This is a genomic window from Pseudomonas sp. B8(2017) (assembly GCF_002113575.1).
In the GTDB taxonomy this organism is placed as follows: Bacteria; Pseudomonadota; Gammaproteobacteria; order Pseudomonadales; family Pseudomonadaceae; genus Aquipseudomonas; species Aquipseudomonas putida_Z.
The window spans coordinates 389,591-405,358 of record NZ_NEIO01000003.1 but is presented as its reverse complement, the minus strand read 5'-3'; the positions used below and the strand labels follow the sequence as shown (position 1 = coordinate 405,358).

General features: G+C 63.9%; 15 protein-coding genes. 3 read left to right on the top strand and 12 right to left on the bottom strand.

Features of this window, described 5'->3' with window-relative positions; genetic code table 11:
- Positions 1-6 precede the first annotated feature (6 nt).
- The 9 genes from CAG22_RS07850 to CAG22_RS07810 all read right to left on the bottom strand — a co-directional run bounded on the left by CAG22_RS07850 (position 7) and on the right by CAG22_RS07810 (position 7,177).
- Positions 7-612, bottom strand: a complete 606-nt coding sequence (locus CAG22_RS07850) for an START domain-containing protein (protein ID WP_085691590.1) — start codon at positions 610-612, stop codon at positions 7-9.
- A gap of 33 nt (positions 613-645) precedes the next feature.
- Complete coding sequence (locus CAG22_RS07845) at positions 646-900, bottom strand: YkgJ family cysteine cluster protein (protein ID WP_025339973.1); 255 nt, start codon at positions 898-900, stop codon at positions 646-648.
- A 130-nt stretch (positions 901-1,030) separates the two neighbouring features.
- The gene (locus CAG22_RS07840; protein ID WP_085691591.1) at positions 1,031-1,519 is read right to left on the bottom strand and encodes a hypothetical protein; all 489 of its coding nucleotides are present in this window, start codon (positions 1,517-1,519) and stop codon (positions 1,031-1,033) included.
- Between the two features lie 63 nt (positions 1,520-1,582).
- The gene (locus CAG22_RS07835) at positions 1,583-3,025 is read right to left on the bottom strand and encodes a PLP-dependent aminotransferase family protein (RefSeq protein ID WP_025339975.1); all 1,443 of its coding nucleotides are present in this window, start codon (positions 3,023-3,025) and stop codon (positions 1,583-1,585) included.
- 289 nt (positions 3,026-3,314) lie between these two features.
- Complete coding sequence (locus tag CAG22_RS07830) at positions 3,315-4,127, bottom strand: OmpA family protein (protein ID WP_085705152.1); 813 nt, start codon at positions 4,125-4,127, stop codon at positions 3,315-3,317.
- On the bottom strand, positions 4,124-4,477 hold the full coding sequence (locus tag CAG22_RS07825) for a DUF4398 domain-containing protein (RefSeq protein ID WP_013973451.1): 354 nt from the start codon (positions 4,475-4,477) through the stop codon (positions 4,124-4,126). The genes CAG22_RS07830 and CAG22_RS07825 overlap by 4 nt, the downstream gene beginning before the upstream one ends.
- 9 nt (positions 4,478-4,486) lie before the next feature.
- Positions 4,487-5,308 carry an ABC transporter substrate-binding protein gene (locus tag CAG22_RS07820; protein WP_075045848.1) on the bottom strand — a complete coding sequence of 274 codons (822 nt, stop codon included), beginning with the start codon at positions 5,306-5,308 and terminating at the stop codon, positions 4,487-4,489.
- Positions 5,309-5,497: 189 nt separating this feature from the next.
- Complete coding sequence (locus CAG22_RS07815; RefSeq protein WP_085705150.1) at positions 5,498-6,427, bottom strand: electron transfer flavoprotein subunit alpha/FixB family protein; 930 nt, start codon at positions 6,425-6,427, stop codon at positions 5,498-5,500.
- On the bottom strand, positions 6,428-7,177 hold the full coding sequence (locus CAG22_RS07810; protein WP_025339979.1) for an electron transfer flavoprotein subunit beta/FixA family protein: 750 nt from the start codon (positions 7,175-7,177) through the stop codon (positions 6,428-6,430). It lies immediately after the preceding gene.
- Between the two features lie 537 nt (positions 7,178-7,714).
- Between CAG22_RS07810 and CAG22_RS07805 the strand changes: the two genes are divergently transcribed.
- The gene (locus tag CAG22_RS07805; protein WP_081742297.1) at positions 7,715-9,397 is read left to right on the top strand and encodes an electron transfer flavoprotein-ubiquinone oxidoreductase; all 1,683 of its coding nucleotides are present in this window, start codon (positions 7,715-7,717) and stop codon (positions 9,395-9,397) included.
- Between the two features lie 230 nt (positions 9,398-9,627).
- Here CAG22_RS07805 and CAG22_RS07800 read toward each other — a convergent pair whose 3' ends face one another.
- The 3 genes from CAG22_RS07800 to CAG22_RS07790 all read right to left on the bottom strand — a co-directional run bounded on the left by CAG22_RS07800 (position 9,628) and on the right by CAG22_RS07790 (position 12,150).
- Positions 9,628-10,953, bottom strand: coding sequence for an MFS transporter (locus CAG22_RS07800; protein WP_085705148.1), 1,326 nt, complete (start codon positions 10,951-10,953; stop codon positions 9,628-9,630).
- A gap of 72 nt (positions 10,954-11,025) precedes the next feature.
- Positions 11,026-11,505 carry a histidine kinase gene (locus tag CAG22_RS07795; protein ID WP_085664042.1) on the bottom strand — a complete coding sequence of 160 codons (480 nt, stop codon included), beginning with the start codon at positions 11,503-11,505 and terminating at the stop codon, positions 11,026-11,028.
- 168 nt (positions 11,506-11,673) lie between these two features.
- Positions 11,674-12,150 carry a sigma-70 family RNA polymerase sigma factor gene (locus CAG22_RS07790; protein WP_025339983.1) on the bottom strand — a complete coding sequence of 159 codons (477 nt, stop codon included), beginning with the start codon at positions 12,148-12,150 and terminating at the stop codon, positions 11,674-11,676.
- A gap of 477 nt (positions 12,151-12,627) precedes the next feature.
- On the opposite strand from CAG22_RS07790, the gene CAG22_RS07785 reads away from it, so the two are divergent.
- Together CAG22_RS07785 and CAG22_RS07780 are read left to right on the top strand one after the other, a co-directional pair.
- Positions 12,628-13,800 (top strand): efflux RND transporter periplasmic adaptor subunit, encoded by a 1,173-nt coding sequence (locus tag CAG22_RS07785; protein WP_085705146.1) that lies wholly within the window; start codon positions 12,628-12,630, stop codon positions 13,798-13,800.
- Positions 13,801-15,765, top strand: a complete 1,965-nt coding sequence (locus CAG22_RS07780; protein ID WP_085705144.1) for a MacB family efflux pump subunit — start codon at positions 13,801-13,803, stop codon at positions 15,763-15,765.
- The last annotated feature ends 3 nt before the right edge of the window (positions 15,766-15,768 follow it).

Genomic DNA, 15,768 nt, shown 5'->3' with positions numbered 1-15,768 from the left:
AATGCCTCAGTTTTTCTCAGCCCGCTCCCTCAACCCTTTCAGGGTATTGAACGGTGCATCCACCACGAACTTGTTGGCCACCATCGCCGGCACGCTACCACCCGGCTCGGTGTGCACCTGATAGGTCACTTCCGTGCTGTCACCCTTGGGCACCAGCTTCCAGAAGCCTTCGACCTTCGCCACCCGCACAAAGCCCTTCTCTTCCGGGATGTAGGTCGGCTCTTCCTTCAGGTTGCGCACCAGGCTGCCATCAGCCCCCTTGACCGTGGTCACATGCAATACCGAGTCACGCGGCGTCACCGGCCACGGCGTATTGAACTGGGTGTAGGTCCAGCTCTGGTCACCTTCGTGCTTGAGCAGCTTCTGCGACTTGCATTCGTGAATCCACGCACAAGCCCCGACCACGTCCTCCTGCAACGCCTGCACCTTGGCCAGCGGCGCCTTGATCACGGTGACGCCTTGATAGGCCTTGTACTTGGAACCAGCCACTTCACTGAGGGAGACCTTGATCCCCTCCTCGTCCTTGGCCACCTGCCAGTTCTCGGCCCAGGCCGCGGGCGACAGCAGAACACCCATGCCACACAGCAGAGCAATACGCTTGAACGATCTCATCATGTTTATCCTTGTTGTCGAAGATCCAGCCTGTCACGCCGCCGTCATCTGCTCCCACCAGCCAAGAATCCTGATGGCCTCGTCACGGTCACTGCCGCACACCTCCACATCCGCCTTGAAACCGCCACACACTGCCGGCCGCTCGGGCTTGCCGAACAGGTCGCAGAGGTTGTCGACGGTCAGGTGCAGGCAGCGCTCGCCAGCCGGCTTGCCATTGGGCATGCGCGGCATCGCAGAGGTGATGGACGGGGCGATACAGCAGGCACCACAGCCCTCACGGCAATTCATGGCTATTCACCAAAATCAGGACTCCCTGGAACAAAACGGGACGAACGTCCCTGGATAGTAACCGCTCAAACAGGCGTTTGAAATTGCTGGCATGATGAAATCTGCCGTGACCCGGCAGTCAGTTCACCTGCTACTGGCGGTACTCGAAATCGATGGCCGCCCCTTCCACGTCGCGACGGCTGTCATTGCGCAGCTGCAGCTGCATTTCGTTGCTGATCAACCGGCCATTGAGCTGGAACGGGCTATCGCTGGTCTCCGGCTTTTCAGTGAACATGGGTGGCAGCAAAGGTTTGCGTCGCTGTATCGGCGAAGGGCTGCCCACATTCGGCTCAAGGCCATCGACCATATCGGCCGGCAGGCTGAGGTCCAGCTTCGCCTTGGGTAGCGGCTTGGCAACCTCCTTGCTCACCTGCTTGCGCGCCGGCCTGGCCTTGCTGTTACCGGCTTTTTTTGCAGGCTGCTTGTGCGCTGGCCTGGCTGCGGCCTTCTGCACCGGCTTGGCTTTCTGCAGCGGCGCCGCCTGCGCCTGGCCTGCCGGCTGCGCAGCCTGGGCAACACCAGCCAGGCTGCCGAGCGGTACAAGGCACAAGATCAGGGCAAAACGGCGCAAAGCATTCATGGCAAATAGACAGACTGGCAGGAAAAGTGCGTATGCTCCCTGTTCCACGGGCGCGTGGCAAGCCTACAAAAGTGCCGCTGCTGGCTCCCGGCACAATTGCTGAGCCAGCAAACCGAGCGTGATCACCGCGCGCTCGGCTTCCTTGTTCCAGGGTATACCGCAATTAAGCCGGATACAGTGGTTGAACTGCTCGGTGTTACTGAAGATCAACCCCGGCGCAATACTGATGCCCTGCTCCAGCGCGCGCACATGCAGCTCCTGGGTATTGACCCGCCCCGGCAGGCTCACCCACAGGATGAAACCGCCCGTCGGCCGGGTCATCTGGGTACCCTCGGGGAAGTGCTGCTGCACCGCCAGCTGGTAGGCACTGAGGTTCTTGCGGTACTCCTGGCGGATGTAACGCAGGTGCCGGTCGTAGCCGCCATTTTCCAGGTAGGCCGCCACACCCATCTGCGTCACGCTGCAGGCCGAGTGGGTGGTGAAGGTTTGCAGGCGCTGGATTTCGTCCTGATAGCGCCCGGCGATCATCCAGCCAACGCGCACGCCGGGGGACAGGGTCTTGGAAAAACTCGAGCAATAGATCACACGGTCCAGCCGGTCGAATGCCTTGAGCGCCTTGGTCTTGCCCTGCTCGAACATCAGCTCGCCATAGATGTCATCCTCGACGATCTGGATATCGAAGTCCGACGCCAGGCGCAGCAACTGCTTCTGCCGCTCTTCCGGGACAGTGCCACCCAGCGGGTTGCTGAGGCGCGCAGTCAGAACCAGGGCCTTGATCGACCACTGGTTTGCCGCCAGTTGCAGCGCTTCGAGGCTGATACCAGTGGACGGGTCGCTGGGGATCTCGATCACCTTCAGGCCCAGCAGGTCGGCCAGTTGCAGCAGCCCGTAATAGGTGGGCGATTCGGCGGCGATCAGGTCGCCGGGACGGGTCAGCACGCGCAGAGACATCTGCAGCGCATCGACACAGCCATGGGTCACGATCACTTCACGCGGGTCGACCAGCACACCGGCATCACGCATGCGAATGGCGATCTGCCGGCGCAGCGGCTCGAAACCGGGGCTGAACATGTAGCTGAAGGCACGCGGGCTGTGGAAGCGCGTGACCTTGGCAATCTGCTGGTGCAAGGCACGGACCGGCAGGTAGTCGACGTGCGGCACAGCGGCGCCGAACGGGAACACGCCATCACGGCGAGCCTCGGTCAGCACCTGCTGGATGATACTGGCGCGGGTGACCAGGCCGGGGCGCTCGACCCGGGCGATGTCCGGGGTCTGCGCGGTCAGGGCCGGGGTCTGGTGCACGTAGTAGCCGGACTGCGGCCGCGCACGGATCAGCCCCTGGTCCTCGAGATTGGCATAGGCCTGCAGCACCGTGGCATGGCTGACATTGAGCTGGGCGCTCATCTTGCGCACGGAGGGTACCCGCTCGCCTGGCTGGTAGACACCACGACGGATGTCATCGGCCAGTTGCTGGGCGATACGCTGGTACAACAGCAGGTTGGTCATGGCTGGCTCTCGACGCGCGGACGGGCTCGTTGTTCTTGTGTCTGACGGTAGAGGATACCGTAACAGTTGCAAAGTGTACTGGGACAGATCGCAGGATAGTCAACAATACAGTTGCGTGACAGCCATGGAAACGATCAAGCCCGGGTAGCCCGACGAAAAGCGGGGCTGCTTCGCACCCCATCGCCGGCAAGCCAGCTCCCACCTTGACGCATTGACCTCAAACCCTGTGCATCACCTGTGGGAGCTGGCTTGCCTGCGATGGGCCGCAAAGCGGCCCCTTTCACATGATTCAGCGTGCTGGCGCCAGCTTGCCTTTGTCATCGGAGAACACGATCTCCACCCGACGGTTCTGCGCCCTGCCCCGCTCCGAGGCATTGGCCTCGATCGGGTACTGGTCGCCATAGCCCTCGACCTGCAGGCGCTTCTCGTCGATACCCAGGTCTACCAGCATGTCGGCCACGGCCTGCGCCCGATCACGCGACAGCTTCAGGTTGTCCTCGGCCGGGCCGGTGCTGTCGGTATAGCCCTCGATCCGAACCACCCGGCGCGGGTTGAGTTGAAGGAACTGCACCAGCTTGAGCACGGTACGGCTGGCCGAGTTCTTCAGATCGGCCCGGCCGGTGTCGAACAGCACGTCCCCCAGGGTCATCACCAGACCACGGTCGGCCTGCTCCGAGGCCAGCGCGGCGATCTGCGACTCGACCCACTTGCCCTGCTGCTGAACACTGGCCAGTTTGGCCTCGCGCAGGGCCAGCTGCAGGCGCTGGCGCTCCAGGTCGAGCTTGGCCTGGCGTTCCTGGTTCAGCGCCAGCTTGGCATGCTCGCTGGCAATTTCGCTGTAGCGCTGGCTCAGGTAGGCGTAATGGCGCACGTCGGCACCGGTGCCGATGTAGCTGGACAGGCGCTCGGCACGGGCCAGCGACTCGCCTGCGCGAATCACGTCACGCGGCGCACTGCGCAACACATTGGAATCATCCTTGACCTTCTGGAAAGCTGCAGCGGCATCATCCAGCGCTGCGCTGCTGCGCTGGCTGGCGCAACCTTGCAAACCTGCCGCCAGCGCCAGCACTGCCAGCGCGGCCAATGGCACACGACGGATCATGGCTGCACCTCCAACTGCTTGCGCAGGCGCTGGACCCGCGACTGCAGCAGTTGCAGCTGCTCTTCGCTCTTCTGGTTCAGTACCTGGGCCTCGGCCAGGCGCGCATCCAGTTCGGCCTGTTCGGCACGCATGCGCGCATCGCGGTAGTCTTCGGTGAGCATGTTGGTCTTGGCCCGGGCCAGCTTGTCTTCAGCCAGCTTGAGCGCATCGACCTGCTCGGTGGCACCGACGGCCCTGGCCTGCTCCAGTGCCTGTTCGGAAATGCGCATCTGCTCGTTAGGGGCCGGATCGTTGGCGCAGCCAGCCAGGCCGAGCACGGCCAGGGCAAGGATTAGTGGTTGGGTTCTCACGCAATCTTCCTAGTGTTTGGGGGCGTCCGACGGCACCTGCAGCTGCGCTTTCCAGCGCTCGACATTACGTTGCAGCACGGCCTCGGATGCTCCGGAGATCGGCAATTCTGTCAGTTTTTTCGCCAATTGCCCACGCAACCAGCTGTCATTGCAGGCCGAATTGTGCGACAGGGCCAGGTACAGGCCAGGCCGATCCACCGGCAGGCCGCGGGCGATCAGGTCATTGCTCATGCCCAGGCTCTGGGCCATGGCCATGCCCGAATAGCGGCCAGCGAGCACATAATCCACCTGGCCGAGCACCAGCTTCTGGAACGCCTGGGTCAGGTTCTGTGCCGGCACCAGTTTCAGCTGGGCCTTGGCGAAAGCGGTAAAGGCCGGGGTCAGCCGCGCACGCTCGGACAAACTGCCCTGGTACTGGGCCAGGTCCGCCGGGCCCTCGAAGGCCAGTGTGGCGTCGTGGCGCGTCCACACCAGGTATTCGTTGAGCTGCAGGGGTGGATGGATGTAGTCCAGCGCGGTCAGTTGCTCCACCTGCATGGGAGTGTCGAGCAGCAGGTCCATGCGCCCGCTACGTACTTCTTCCAGCGCCTGGTCACGACGGCCGGCGCTCAGCACCTCCACCTTCACGCCCAGCTCGCCAGCCACCTGGCGCAGCAGGTCGACGTTGGCGCCGATCAGGTGTTTCGGGTCGTTCGGGTCCTGCCATGAATAGGGCGGCGCATCAGGGCTGCCGGTTGCCACCAGGCGTTCGCACTTGCCTGCCGCCATGGCCAGCGGCGAAACCAGCACCGCCATGCATGCCAGCACCCTGCCTGCTTTACGCAGCACCATTGCTCACTCCTTGTATTGCTTTGCCCGGCCCAATCGCCGGCAAGCCAGCTCCCACAGGTACAGCAACGCCCTTGAAAACTGCGCTGTACCTGTGGGAACTGGCTTGCCGGCGATTGGGCCGGAACTGACCACAAAAAAAACCCGGCCCCCTGTACGAGGGCCGGGTTCTTTATAAGTGAAGCAGGCGGATCAGACCAGCTTTTCCAGCTCCGGAACCGCTTCGAACAGGTCAGCGACCAAGCCGTAGTCGGCTACCTGGAAGATCGGCGCTTCTTCGTCCTTGTTGATCGCCACGATCACTTTGGAGTCCTTCATGCCGGCCAGGTGCTGGATCGCACCGGAGATACCGACGGCGATGTACAGCTGTGGCGCAACGATCTTGCCGGTCTGGCCGACCTGCATGTCGTTCGGCACGAAGCCGGCGTCGACCGCGGCGCGCGAAGCACCGACGGCAGCGCCGAGCTTGTCGGCCAGGCTGTACAGGTGCTTGAAGTTGTCACCGTTGCCCATGCCACGGCCGCCAGAAACGACGATCTTGGCAGCGGTCAGCTCTGGGCGGTCGGACTTGGCCAGCTCTTCACCAACGAAGGCCGAGATGCCGGCGTTGTGCGCAGCGCCAACGGCTTCGATGGCAGCCGAACCACCTTCGGCGGCCACGGCGTCGAAGCCGGTGGTACGCACGGTGATGACCTTGATGACAGCGCTCGATTGCACGGTGGCAATGGCGTTACCGGCATAGATCGGGCGCTTGAAGGTGTCGGCGGACTCGACCGAGATGATCTCGGAGATCTGGTCCACGTCCAGCAGCGCGGCAACGCGCGGCAGGATGTTCTTGCCGTTGGTGGTGGCCGGGGCCAGCACGTGGCTGTAACCCTTGGCCAGCTCGACGATCAGCGGCGCGACGTTTTCTGGCAGGGCGTGGGCGTAGGCGGCGTTATCGGCAACCAGCACCTTGGCCACGCCAGCGATCTTGGCTGCGGACTCGGCAACGCCGCCCACGTTCTGGCCAGCGACCAGCACGTGCACATCACCACCGATCTTGGCGGCAGCGGCAACAGTGTTCAGGGTGGCCGGGGCTACGGCACCGTTCTCGTATTCAGCGACAACCAGGATAGTCATTTAGATTACCTTCGCTTCGTTCTTCAGCTTCTCGACCAGTTCGGCCACCGATTTGACCTTGATGCCAGCGCTGCGGGCAGCCGGGGCTTCAACCTTCAGGGTCTTGTTGGTGGAGGCGAGGGAAACGCCCAGCGCATCTGGAGTAACGGTCTCCAGCGGCTTCTTCTTGGCCTTCATGATGTTCGGCAGCGACGCGTAGCGTGGCTCGTTCAGGCGCAGGTCGGTGGTGACGATGGCCGGCAGGTTCAGTGCAACGGTCTGCAGGCCGCCGTCGATTTCACGGGTGACGTTCAGCTTGTCGCCAGCCACTTCGACCTTGGAGGCGAAGGTGCCTTGGGCGAAGCCGGTCAGCGCAGCCAGCATCTGGCCGGTCTGGTTGTTGTCGCTGTCGATAGCCTGCTTGCCGAGGATGACCAGCTGAGGCTGCTCTTTGTCGACAACAGCTTTCAGCGCCTTGGCCACAGCCAGGGAATTCAGTTCGTCAGCGGCTTCGACCAGGATGGCACGGTCAGCACCCAGGGCCAGGGCGGTACGCAGTTGCTCCTGGGCAGTGGTCGGGCCGACGGAAACGACGACGATCTCGGACGCGACGCCCTTTTCCTTCAGGCGTACGGCTTCTTCCACGGCGATTTCGCAGAAGGGGTTCATGGACATCTTGACGTTAGCAAGGTCGACGCCGGAGTTGTCCGCCTTGACGCGAACCTTGACGTTGTAGTCGACCACTCGTTTGACAGCTACAAGAACCTTCATGGATTCCTCGTTACTCTCCGGTGAATAGATAGTCGCCAGGGGCAGAGCCCTGCGATGCGCGTGGGTACAAGGGCACCTCTAAAAACGTACCGGGAGGCGGTAACTTCACAGTGACCGAACAGTCTTGTCCGGACTCTTGCGACAAATACTCACGGGTCATTTTCTGTCGTGGCGTGTAAACTCCACTACAAACCGGCCCAAGGCCGCAAAACCCTGCTCCACACCTGGTCTTTAGAGGTGTACCTGCGCCCGGCTGCAAGCCTACGGCGAACGTAAAACCGCTCGTATCTTGACCGTAACACCCAATCCGGTCAATACGGCAAATCGGTCACCCTCCAGCCGCGTTCCTGTGATTTTACTGGCCTGCGGCAAATTCAAACAAACGTTTGTATTGGACCCGCCAAGTGGTGTAGATATAATGCGCGGCCAAGACAAAACGGTGTAGTCCGTCATTTGCCCAGCTACAGTTCCGCCGTTGCGTAGAACCGCTGCGAATGCCCCGCGCACCCATAAGACAAAGCAACAGCACGAGCCTTGATGAGTAGGAGAGAACCAGTGGAACGCGAATACATGGAATTCGACGTGGTCATCGTCGGCGCCGGCCCGGCGGGCCTGTCCGCCGCCTGCCGCCTGAAGCAGAAGGCCGCCGAAGCCGGTAGCGAAATCAGCGTCTGCGTGGTGGAAAAAGGCTCTGAAGTCGGCGCCCACATCCTCTCCGGCGCGGTGTTCGAACCCCGTGCCCTGAACGAGCTGTTCCCAGACTGGAAAGAGCTCGGCGCGCCGCTGAACACCGAAGTGAAGCGTGACGACATCTACGTGCTCAAGGATGCCGGCAGTTCGACCAAGGTGCCTGACCTGTTCGTGCCCAAGACCATGCACAACCAGGGCAACTACATCATCTCGCTGGGCAACCTGTGCCGCTGGCTGGCCCAGCAGGCCGAGAACCTGGGCGTGGAAGTCTACCCGGGCTTCGCCGCCCAGGAAGCGCTGTTCGATGAAAACGGCGTGGTACGCGGCATTGTCACCGGCGACATGGGTGTGGACCGTGAAGGCAACCCGAAAGATGGCATGTACACCCCTGGCATGGAGCTGCGTGGCAAGTACACCCTGTTCGCCGAAGGCTGCCGTGGCCACATCGGCAAGCAGCTGATCAAGCGCTTCAACCTGGATAGCGAATCCGATGTGCAGCACTACGGCATCGGCCTGAAGGAAATCTGGGAAATCGACCCGGCCAAGCACGAGCAGGGCCTGGTGGTGCACACCGCCGGCTGGCCGCTGGACGTGATGGCCAAGGACAACACCGGTGGTTCGTTCCTCTATCACCTGGAAAACAACCAGGTGGTGGTCGGCCTGATCGTCGACCTGTCCTACGCCAACCCGTACCTGTCGCCGTTCGACGAATTCCAGCGCCTCAAGCACCACCCGGTGATGGCGCAATACCTCGAAGGCGGCAAGCGCATCAGCTACGGTGCCCGTGCCATCTGCAAGGGCGGCTTCAACTCGCTGCCGAAGATGGTCTTCAACGGCGGCGCGCTGATCGGCTGCGACCTGGGCACCCTGAACTTCGCCAAGATCAAGGGCAGCCACACCGCGATGAAGTCCGGCATGCTGGCCGCCGAAGCGGTGGCTGACGCACTGCTCGCCGGCAGCGAAGGCGGTGACCAGCTCAACGGCTACGTCAGCGCCTTCAAGGCCAGCTGGCTGTACGAGGAGCTGTTCGCCAGCCGCAACTTCGGCCCGGCCATGCACAAGTTCGGCCCGCTGCTGGGCGCGGCGTTCAACTATGTGGACCAGAACTGGTTCGGCGGCAAGCTGCCGTTCACCCTGCACGACACCAAGCCGGACTACGCCTGCCTGAAGCTGGCGGCCGAGTCGCAGAAGATCGACTACCCGAAACCGGACGGCAAGCTCAGCTTCGACAAGCTCAGCTCGGTATTCCTCTCCAGCACCAACCACGAAGAGGAACAACCCTGCCACCTGAAGCTGACCGACCCGAACGTGCCGATCGCCAGCAACCTGCCGCTGTACGACGAGCCGGCCCAGCGCTACTGCCCGGCGGGCGTGTACGAAGTGGTCACTCAGGAGGATGGCAACAAGCGCTTCCAGATCAACGCGCAGAACTGCGTGCACTGCAAGACCTGCGACATCAAGGACCCGGCCCAGAACATCACCTGGGTCACCCCTGAAGGCGCTGGCGGGCCGAACTACCCGAACATGTAAGGCCCCTGCCCTGCGCTAACGAAAAGCCCCCGGTTCTCACGAGCCGGGGGCTTTTTGTTTTACCTGTTCTGGCCTCATCGCCGGCAAGCCAGCTCCCACCTCGACCGCATCGACCTCGAGCCATGCGCTATCCCTGTGGGAGCGACTGTTTTGCTCAAACTCTAAAAGTTGGCGCGATCCCCTGTGGGAGCTGGCTTGCCGGCGATGAGGCCAGAACAGACAACAGAAAACTATTTTTCACCACACATTACCGGCATCGGCTCCGCGGCAAACGCCAATGGCTCCCGACGCCCGAAATACAAGGCCGTCAGCAACCCCACCGTGCCCATGACCAGACAAAAGCCGACACACACCCACGGGCTCCACGGCATCAGCGCAATCAGCGCCAGCGGTGTGGTGCTGGCCCAAAGCGCGTAGGCCACGTTATAGGTAAAGGAGATGCCCGACACGCGGATCTCGGCCGGGAACAACCCGACCATCACTGACGGCACCACGCCCACCACGCCGCAGGACAGGCCCGCCAGCGCATAGGCCAGCCAAGTCATGCCCCACTGCCCCACCAGGCTGGCATACAACCCGCCGATGCCCACCGGCAGCAACAGGCTGTAGAGCATCAGTGCGCGCCAGGCACCTGCACGGTCGACCAGCAGCCCGGCCAGCACGCAGCCGATGTTGAGGAAGACGATGCCCACGCTGCTAAGGGCAAAGGTGTGCCCGGCACTCATGCCGAAGCGCTGCTGCATCACTGTCGGGGTAATCACCACCAGCACCACCACGGCGGAAGTCAGCACGCAGGTCAGCAGCGCCGCCGGGATCAACGCCCGGCGGTGTTCGCCCAGCACCCGCCGCAGCGGGAAGCTCACCGGCTGCTCCTGGCGCGCGCGCAGGGCAAGGAACACCGGTGTTTCGCTGAGCCAACGACGCAGCCATACGCCGATCACGCCGAATACCCCGCCGAGCAGGAACGGGTAGCGCCAGGCGTAGTCGAGGATTTCCTGCGGGGTGAACACTTGCGCCAGCAAGGTCGCGGTCAGTGCCCCCAGCAGATAGCCAAAGGTCAGGCCGGCCTGCAGGAAGCCCAGGGCATAACCGCGCCGCCCGGCTGGCGCGTGCTCGGCGACGAAAGTCCAGGCGCTCGGCACCTCGCCGCCCACCGCCGCGCCCTGCAGGATACGCAGTGCCAGCAGGATCAGCGGCGCGGCATAGCCGATGTCGGCGTAGGTCGGCATCACCCCGATCAACAGGCACGGCAGGGCCATCATCAGGATGCTCAGGCTGAAGACCCGCTTGCGTCCCAGGTGGTCGGCGAAGTGCGCCATCAGGATGCCGCCCAGCGGCCGCGCCAGGTAGCCGGTGACGAAGATTCCGAAGCTTTGCAGCAGGCGCAGCCATTCGGGCATCTCGGGCGGGAAGAACAGCTGGCTGAGGGTCAGCGCAAAGAATACGAAGATGATGAAGTCGTAGATTTCCAGCGCGCCGCCCAACGCCGCCAGGCCCAGGGTCCGGTGGTCGCCGCGGCTGAACCGGGGCGGGCGAGCGGTATCGATGGCAGTCATGGCAGGGTCCGCAAATCGGCAAAGGGCAAGAGGATAGCAAATAGCTGCCCCCTTGCCCTGCCCGCTGCGGCTTTAGCGGTTGAACATGGTGTTGACGAAATTGGCCTTCGGCCGTGGCCGCACCGTGGCAGCCGGCATGGCGCCCGGCAGCGGCAGCTTGCCGACCAGCAGCGGCGTATCGATGATCGCCATGAACGCCTCCAGTGCCTCGTTGTCCGGCACCTGGGGCAGGCTCAGGCTGACGGCCTGGCGCTCGGTCTGCGGCACCATGGGCACTTGCAACTGGGTAGAGTGATAAAGCAGGGCGTGCTGGATCTGCGTGCTGACGCGACAGAAGCGCGCCAGGTCGACCCCGACATGGCTGGCCAGCTCGATATTGCCCAACAGCAGGTGGAAAGGCTGCAAGGCACTCAACACCAGGCGCTGCAGCTCCTCGAAGCTGTCCACTGGCGCTATCCGGTAGTAGCCCAGGCCGTTGAGCAGCCGCTCCAGTTGCAGGCGCTGGCAGGGGTGTGCGTCGGCGATGAGGATGCGCAGGGTCTTGTTGGCCATGGCGGGACCTGGGCAGTTGGGTAATGGGTAGGCTCCATGACCATACTGCGCCAGTAACGGCTGCTGCCAAGGCTACGCCTGGCAGGGGTCTTATTTGATAGAAGTCGGGAAAACCGTGGAAATCAAGTGATCGACTGACGGAATTTTCATCTGCATTCAACCCGGCGATCAGGATTCCCACTCGCGCATGCGCACCCGGCAGTGCTTCATGGCATTGACGATGTGCTTCTCCACCAGGCTGCGGGAAATACCCAGGTGCTCGGCAATCTGCTGGTGTGACAGGCCTTCGAGCTTGCGCAGCAGGAAGCAGTCGCGGCAGACCTTGCTCAGCTCATCCAGCGCGCGCTGCATCAGCGCCAGGCGCTGGTCGAGCTGCATGTCGTGGGTCGGCGCCGGGGTATGCCAGCGCTCGTCGCTGTCCAGCACCTCCAGCGGCTCGGCCTGGCGTACCTGATGCCGCCGGTGGCGGTCGACCACCAGGTTGAGCGCGGTGCGGTAAAGGAAGGCACGCGGGTGCTCGATGCGCTCGGCGTCGGTGCGTTCCAGCACCCGCAGGTAGGCATCGTGCGCCACGTCTTCGGCGGCCTGACGATTGCCCAGGCGCGCGGAAAGGAAGCCCACCAGTTCGCGATAGTAATGTTCCACGACGTTACCTGAGATCGTCCTGCCAGCCTATGCCAGAAAGCCCTTTCAGGCAGCAACGCGGGACCGAGTGATGTCAGCGTGCGATCTTACAAATTATAATTATTCTCAGCAACAAGGGTATGTCTTGGGAGGTTTCGCGCCTGTGAAATCGAGCGCCGCCCGCGCGGCGCATCGCCGGCAAGCCAGCTCCCACATCTGTTTCGGGCCAGTATTGCCTGCACCAATGCGCGCGACCGCCTTGTTGGCTCGACACGATATCGAGGTGTACGCCAAGAGGGGCGCGCGCCGGGGGCTCAGGAGAGACTGGCCCGAAACAGATGTGGGAGCTGGCTTGCCGGCGATGCGCCGCGCGGGCGGCGCTCGATCTCACAGGCGCCACAACCCTGTCGCCATGCACCTGTCAGCCCCTGCCCAATATTCGCTAAATCCCCTTCTGCCGCTTTCGTCTATCTGGCACCCCCTCGGCTGGATGTCTGCATGAGACCTTTAACCAACACCCGTCGCCGGCTCCTGCTCAGCGGCCTGGGCCTGCTCGGCCTGGGCTGCCTGCTGGCCTGGAAGGCCCTGCCCTACGGCGCACAGCCGCTCAGCACGGTTGCCGTGACCCGCGCCGACATCGAAAGCAGCGTCACCGCACTGGGCACCCTGCAACCAAGGCGCTACGTGGACGTCGGTGCCCAGGCGTCGGGGCAGATCCACACCCTGCATGTGGAGGTTGGCGACACGGTGCGCAAAGGCCAGCTGCTGGTCGAGATCGACCCTTCGACCCAGCAGGCCCGGCTGGATGCCGGCCGCTACTCGATCGACAACCTCAAGGCCCAGCTGGCCGAACAACGCGCGCAGTTCCAACTGGCCCGGCAGCAGCTCAAACGCCAACGGGACCTGGCCGCCGCCGGTGCCACCCGCGACGAGGACGTGCAAACGGCCGCCGCACAGCTGAAGGTCACCCAGGCGCGCATCGACATGTTCCAGGCGCAGATCCGCCAGGCCCAGGCCAGCCTGCGCAGCGACGAGGCCGAGCTGGGCTACACGCGCATCTACGCGCCGATGGACGGCACGGTAGTGGCGGTGGATGCCCGTGAGGGGCAAACCCTCAATGCCCAACAGCAAACCCCGCTGATCCTGCGCATCGCCAAGCTCTCGCCGATGACCGTGTGGGCCCAGGTGTCGGAGGCCGACATCGGCAAGGTCACCCCGGGCATGACCGCCTACTTCACCACCCTGGCCGGCGGCAAGCGCCGCTGGACCAGCACCGTGCGGCAAGTGCTGCCGATCCCGCCCAAGCCCCTGGAGCAGGCCAGCCAGGGTGGCGGCAGCCCGGCCAGCGTCAGCAATGGCAGTGCCGGCAGCCAGGTGGTGCAGTACAGCGTGCTGCTGGATGTCGACAACCCGGACGGCGCGCTGATGGCCGAGATGACCACGCAGGTGTTCTTTGTCGCCGGCAAAGCCAGCCAGGTGCTGACCGTACCACTGGCCGCGCTGGACGATGGCGATGGCCTGCGCCTGGCGCATGTGCTGACCCGCGACGGCAAGGTGGAACAGCGCCAGGTACGCACCGGCCTCAGCGACCGCCTGCGCGTGCAGGTGCTGGACGGCCTCAACGAAGGCGAACGCCTGGTGATCGGCGCCCCTGGCGTCAGCGGAGGTTGAATGAGCACACCCCTGATCGAGCTGGTCGACATCCGTAAATCCTACGGCGGCGTCGAAACACCCAAGGTCGATATCCTCCATGGCATCAGCCTGCGCATCCATCCCGGCGAGTTCGTCGCCATCGTCGGCGCCTCCGGCTCCGGCAAGTCGACCTTGATGAATATCCTCGGCTGCCTCGACCGCCCCACTTCCGGCAGCTACCGCTTCGCCGGCAAGGATGTGGCCGAACTGGGCAGCGACGAACTGGCCTGGCTGCGCCGCGAGGCGTTCGGCTTCGTGTTCCAGGGCTACCACCTGATCCCCTCGGGCTCGGCCCAGGAAAACGTCGAAATGCCGGCCATCTATGCCGGCCTCGCCGCCAGCGAACGCCACGCCCGTGCCAGCGCCCTGCTCGGCCGCCTGGGCCTGGCCAGCCGCACCGGCAACCGCCCGCACCAGTTGTCTGGCGGCCAGCAACAACGGGTGTCGATTGCCCGGGCGTTGATGAATGGCGGCCATATCATCCTCGCCGACGAACCCACCGGCGCCCTCGACAGCCACAGCGGCACCGAAGTGATGGCGTTGCTCGACGAGCTGGCCAGCCAGGGCCACGTGATCATCCTGATCACCCATGACCGCAACGTGGCGGCGCGGGCGCAGCGCGTGATCGAAATTCGCGACGGCCTGATCATCAGCGATTCGGCCGCCGAAAAGCCCACGGTCGATAACGGCCGCGGGCTGCAGGCCGCCCAGCTGCGCCAGCGCCTGGACCGTGGCGCGACCTTGCACGGGGCGTGGAAAGGCGAATTGCTCGAAGCCCTGCGGGCGGCCTGGCGGGTGATGTGGGTCAACCGCTTCCGCACCGCCCTGACCCTGCTGGGCATCGTCATCGGCGTGGCCTCGGTGGTGGTGATGCTGGCAGTGGGCGAAGGCAGCAAGCGCCAGGTCATGGCGCAGATGGCAGCCTTCGGCTCGAACATCCTCTACCTCAACGGCAAGCCGGCGAGCCTGGGCGAGCAGGCCGGCACCATCACCCTCGACGATGTCGCTGCCATCGGCCAACTGCCGCAGGTCAAGCACGTGATGCCGGTGATCGGCGAAAAGATGATGGTGCGCCACGGCAACAACAGCCAGCGGTTCTATGTGGGTGGCAACAACACCGGGTTCCCCGAGATTTTCAACTGGCCGGCGGTGCAAGGCAGCTTCTACACCGATGCCGATGAAGCCAACGCTGCCGCGGTGGCGGTGATCGGCCAGAAAGTGCGGGAAAAGATGCTCGACCCTGGGCGCGACCCTCTGGGGCAGTACCTGTTGATCGGCAATGTGCCGTTCCAGGTGGTCGGCATCCTGGCCGGCAAGGGTGCCAGCTCTGGCGACCAGGACAGCGACGGGCGCATCGTGGTGCCCTACTCCGCCGCAGCCATCCGCCTGTTCGGCCAGCGCGACCCGGACTACATCGCCGTTGCCGCCCTGGACTCCACGCGGGTCAACGAGGCCGAAGCGGCCATCGACAAGCTGCTGCGCCAGCGCCACAACGGCCGCCAGGACTTCGAGCTGACCAATGACGCGGCGCTGATCCAGGCCGAGGCGCGCACGCAGAACAGCCTGTCGCTGATGCTGGGGGCGATCGCCGCGATCTCGCTGCTGGTGGGCGGCATCGGCGTGATGAACATCATGTTGATGACGGTGCGCGAGCGCACCCGTGAAATCGGCATCCGCATGGCCACTGGTGCGCGCCAGCGCGACATCCTGCGGCAATTCCTCAGCGAGGCGGTGATGCTGTCGATGGTCGGCGGCCTGGCCGGCATCGTCCTGGCCCTGGCCATCGGTGGCGGCCTGATGCTGGCCGAAGTGGCAGTGGCCTTTGCCCTGCCCGCCATGCTCGGCGCCTTCGCCTGCGCCGTCGTCACCGGCATCGTGTTCGGCTTCATGCCAGCGCGCAAGGCCGCCCGCCTCGACCCGGTCAAAGCCCTTACCAGCGAATAACCC

Excerpts from the sequence above, each read along its gene's own strand:
- CAG22_RS07850 (WP_085691590.1), bottom strand. The coding sequence starts at position 612 with ATGAGATCGTTCAAGCGTATTGCTCTGCTGTGTGGCATGGGTGTTCTG.
- CAG22_RS07845 (WP_025339973.1), bottom strand. The coding sequence starts at position 900 with ATGAATTGCCGTGAGGGCTGTGGTGCCTGCTGTATCGCCCCGTCCATC.
- CAG22_RS07840 (WP_085691591.1), bottom strand. The coding sequence starts at position 1,519 with ATGAATGCTTTGCGCCGTTTTGCCCTGATCTTGTGCCTTGTACCGCTC.
- CAG22_RS07835 (WP_025339975.1), bottom strand. The coding sequence starts at position 3,025 with ATGACCAACCTGCTGTTGTACCAGCGTATCGCCCAGCAACTGGCCGAT.
- CAG22_RS07830 (WP_085705152.1), bottom strand. The coding sequence starts at position 4,127 with ATGATCCGTCGTGTGCCATTGGCCGCGCTGGCAGTGCTGGCGCTGGCG.
- CAG22_RS07820 (WP_075045848.1), bottom strand. The coding sequence starts at position 5,308 with ATGGTGCTGCGTAAAGCAGGCAGGGTGCTGGCATGCATGGCGGTGCTG.
- CAG22_RS07815 (WP_085705150.1), bottom strand. The coding sequence starts at position 6,427 with ATGACTATCCTGGTTGTCGCTGAATACGAGAACGGTGCCGTAGCCCCG.
- CAG22_RS07810 (WP_025339979.1), bottom strand. The coding sequence starts at position 7,177 with ATGAAGGTTCTTGTAGCTGTCAAACGAGTGGTCGACTACAACGTCAAG.
- CAG22_RS07805 (WP_081742297.1), top strand. The coding sequence starts at position 7,715 with ATGAGTAGGAGAGAACCAGTGGAACGCGAATACATGGAATTCGACGTG.
- CAG22_RS07800 (WP_085705148.1), bottom strand. The coding sequence starts at position 10,953 with ATGACTGCCATCGATACCGCTCGCCCGCCCCGGTTCAGCCGCGGCGAC.
- CAG22_RS07795 (WP_085664042.1), bottom strand. The coding sequence starts at position 11,505 with ATGGCCAACAAGACCCTGCGCATCCTCATCGCCGACGCACACCCCTGC.
- CAG22_RS07785 (WP_085705146.1), top strand. The coding sequence starts at position 12,628 with ATGAGACCTTTAACCAACACCCGTCGCCGGCTCCTGCTCAGCGGCCTG.
- CAG22_RS07780 (WP_085705144.1), top strand. The coding sequence starts at position 13,801 with ATGAGCACACCCCTGATCGAGCTGGTCGACATCCGTAAATCCTACGGC.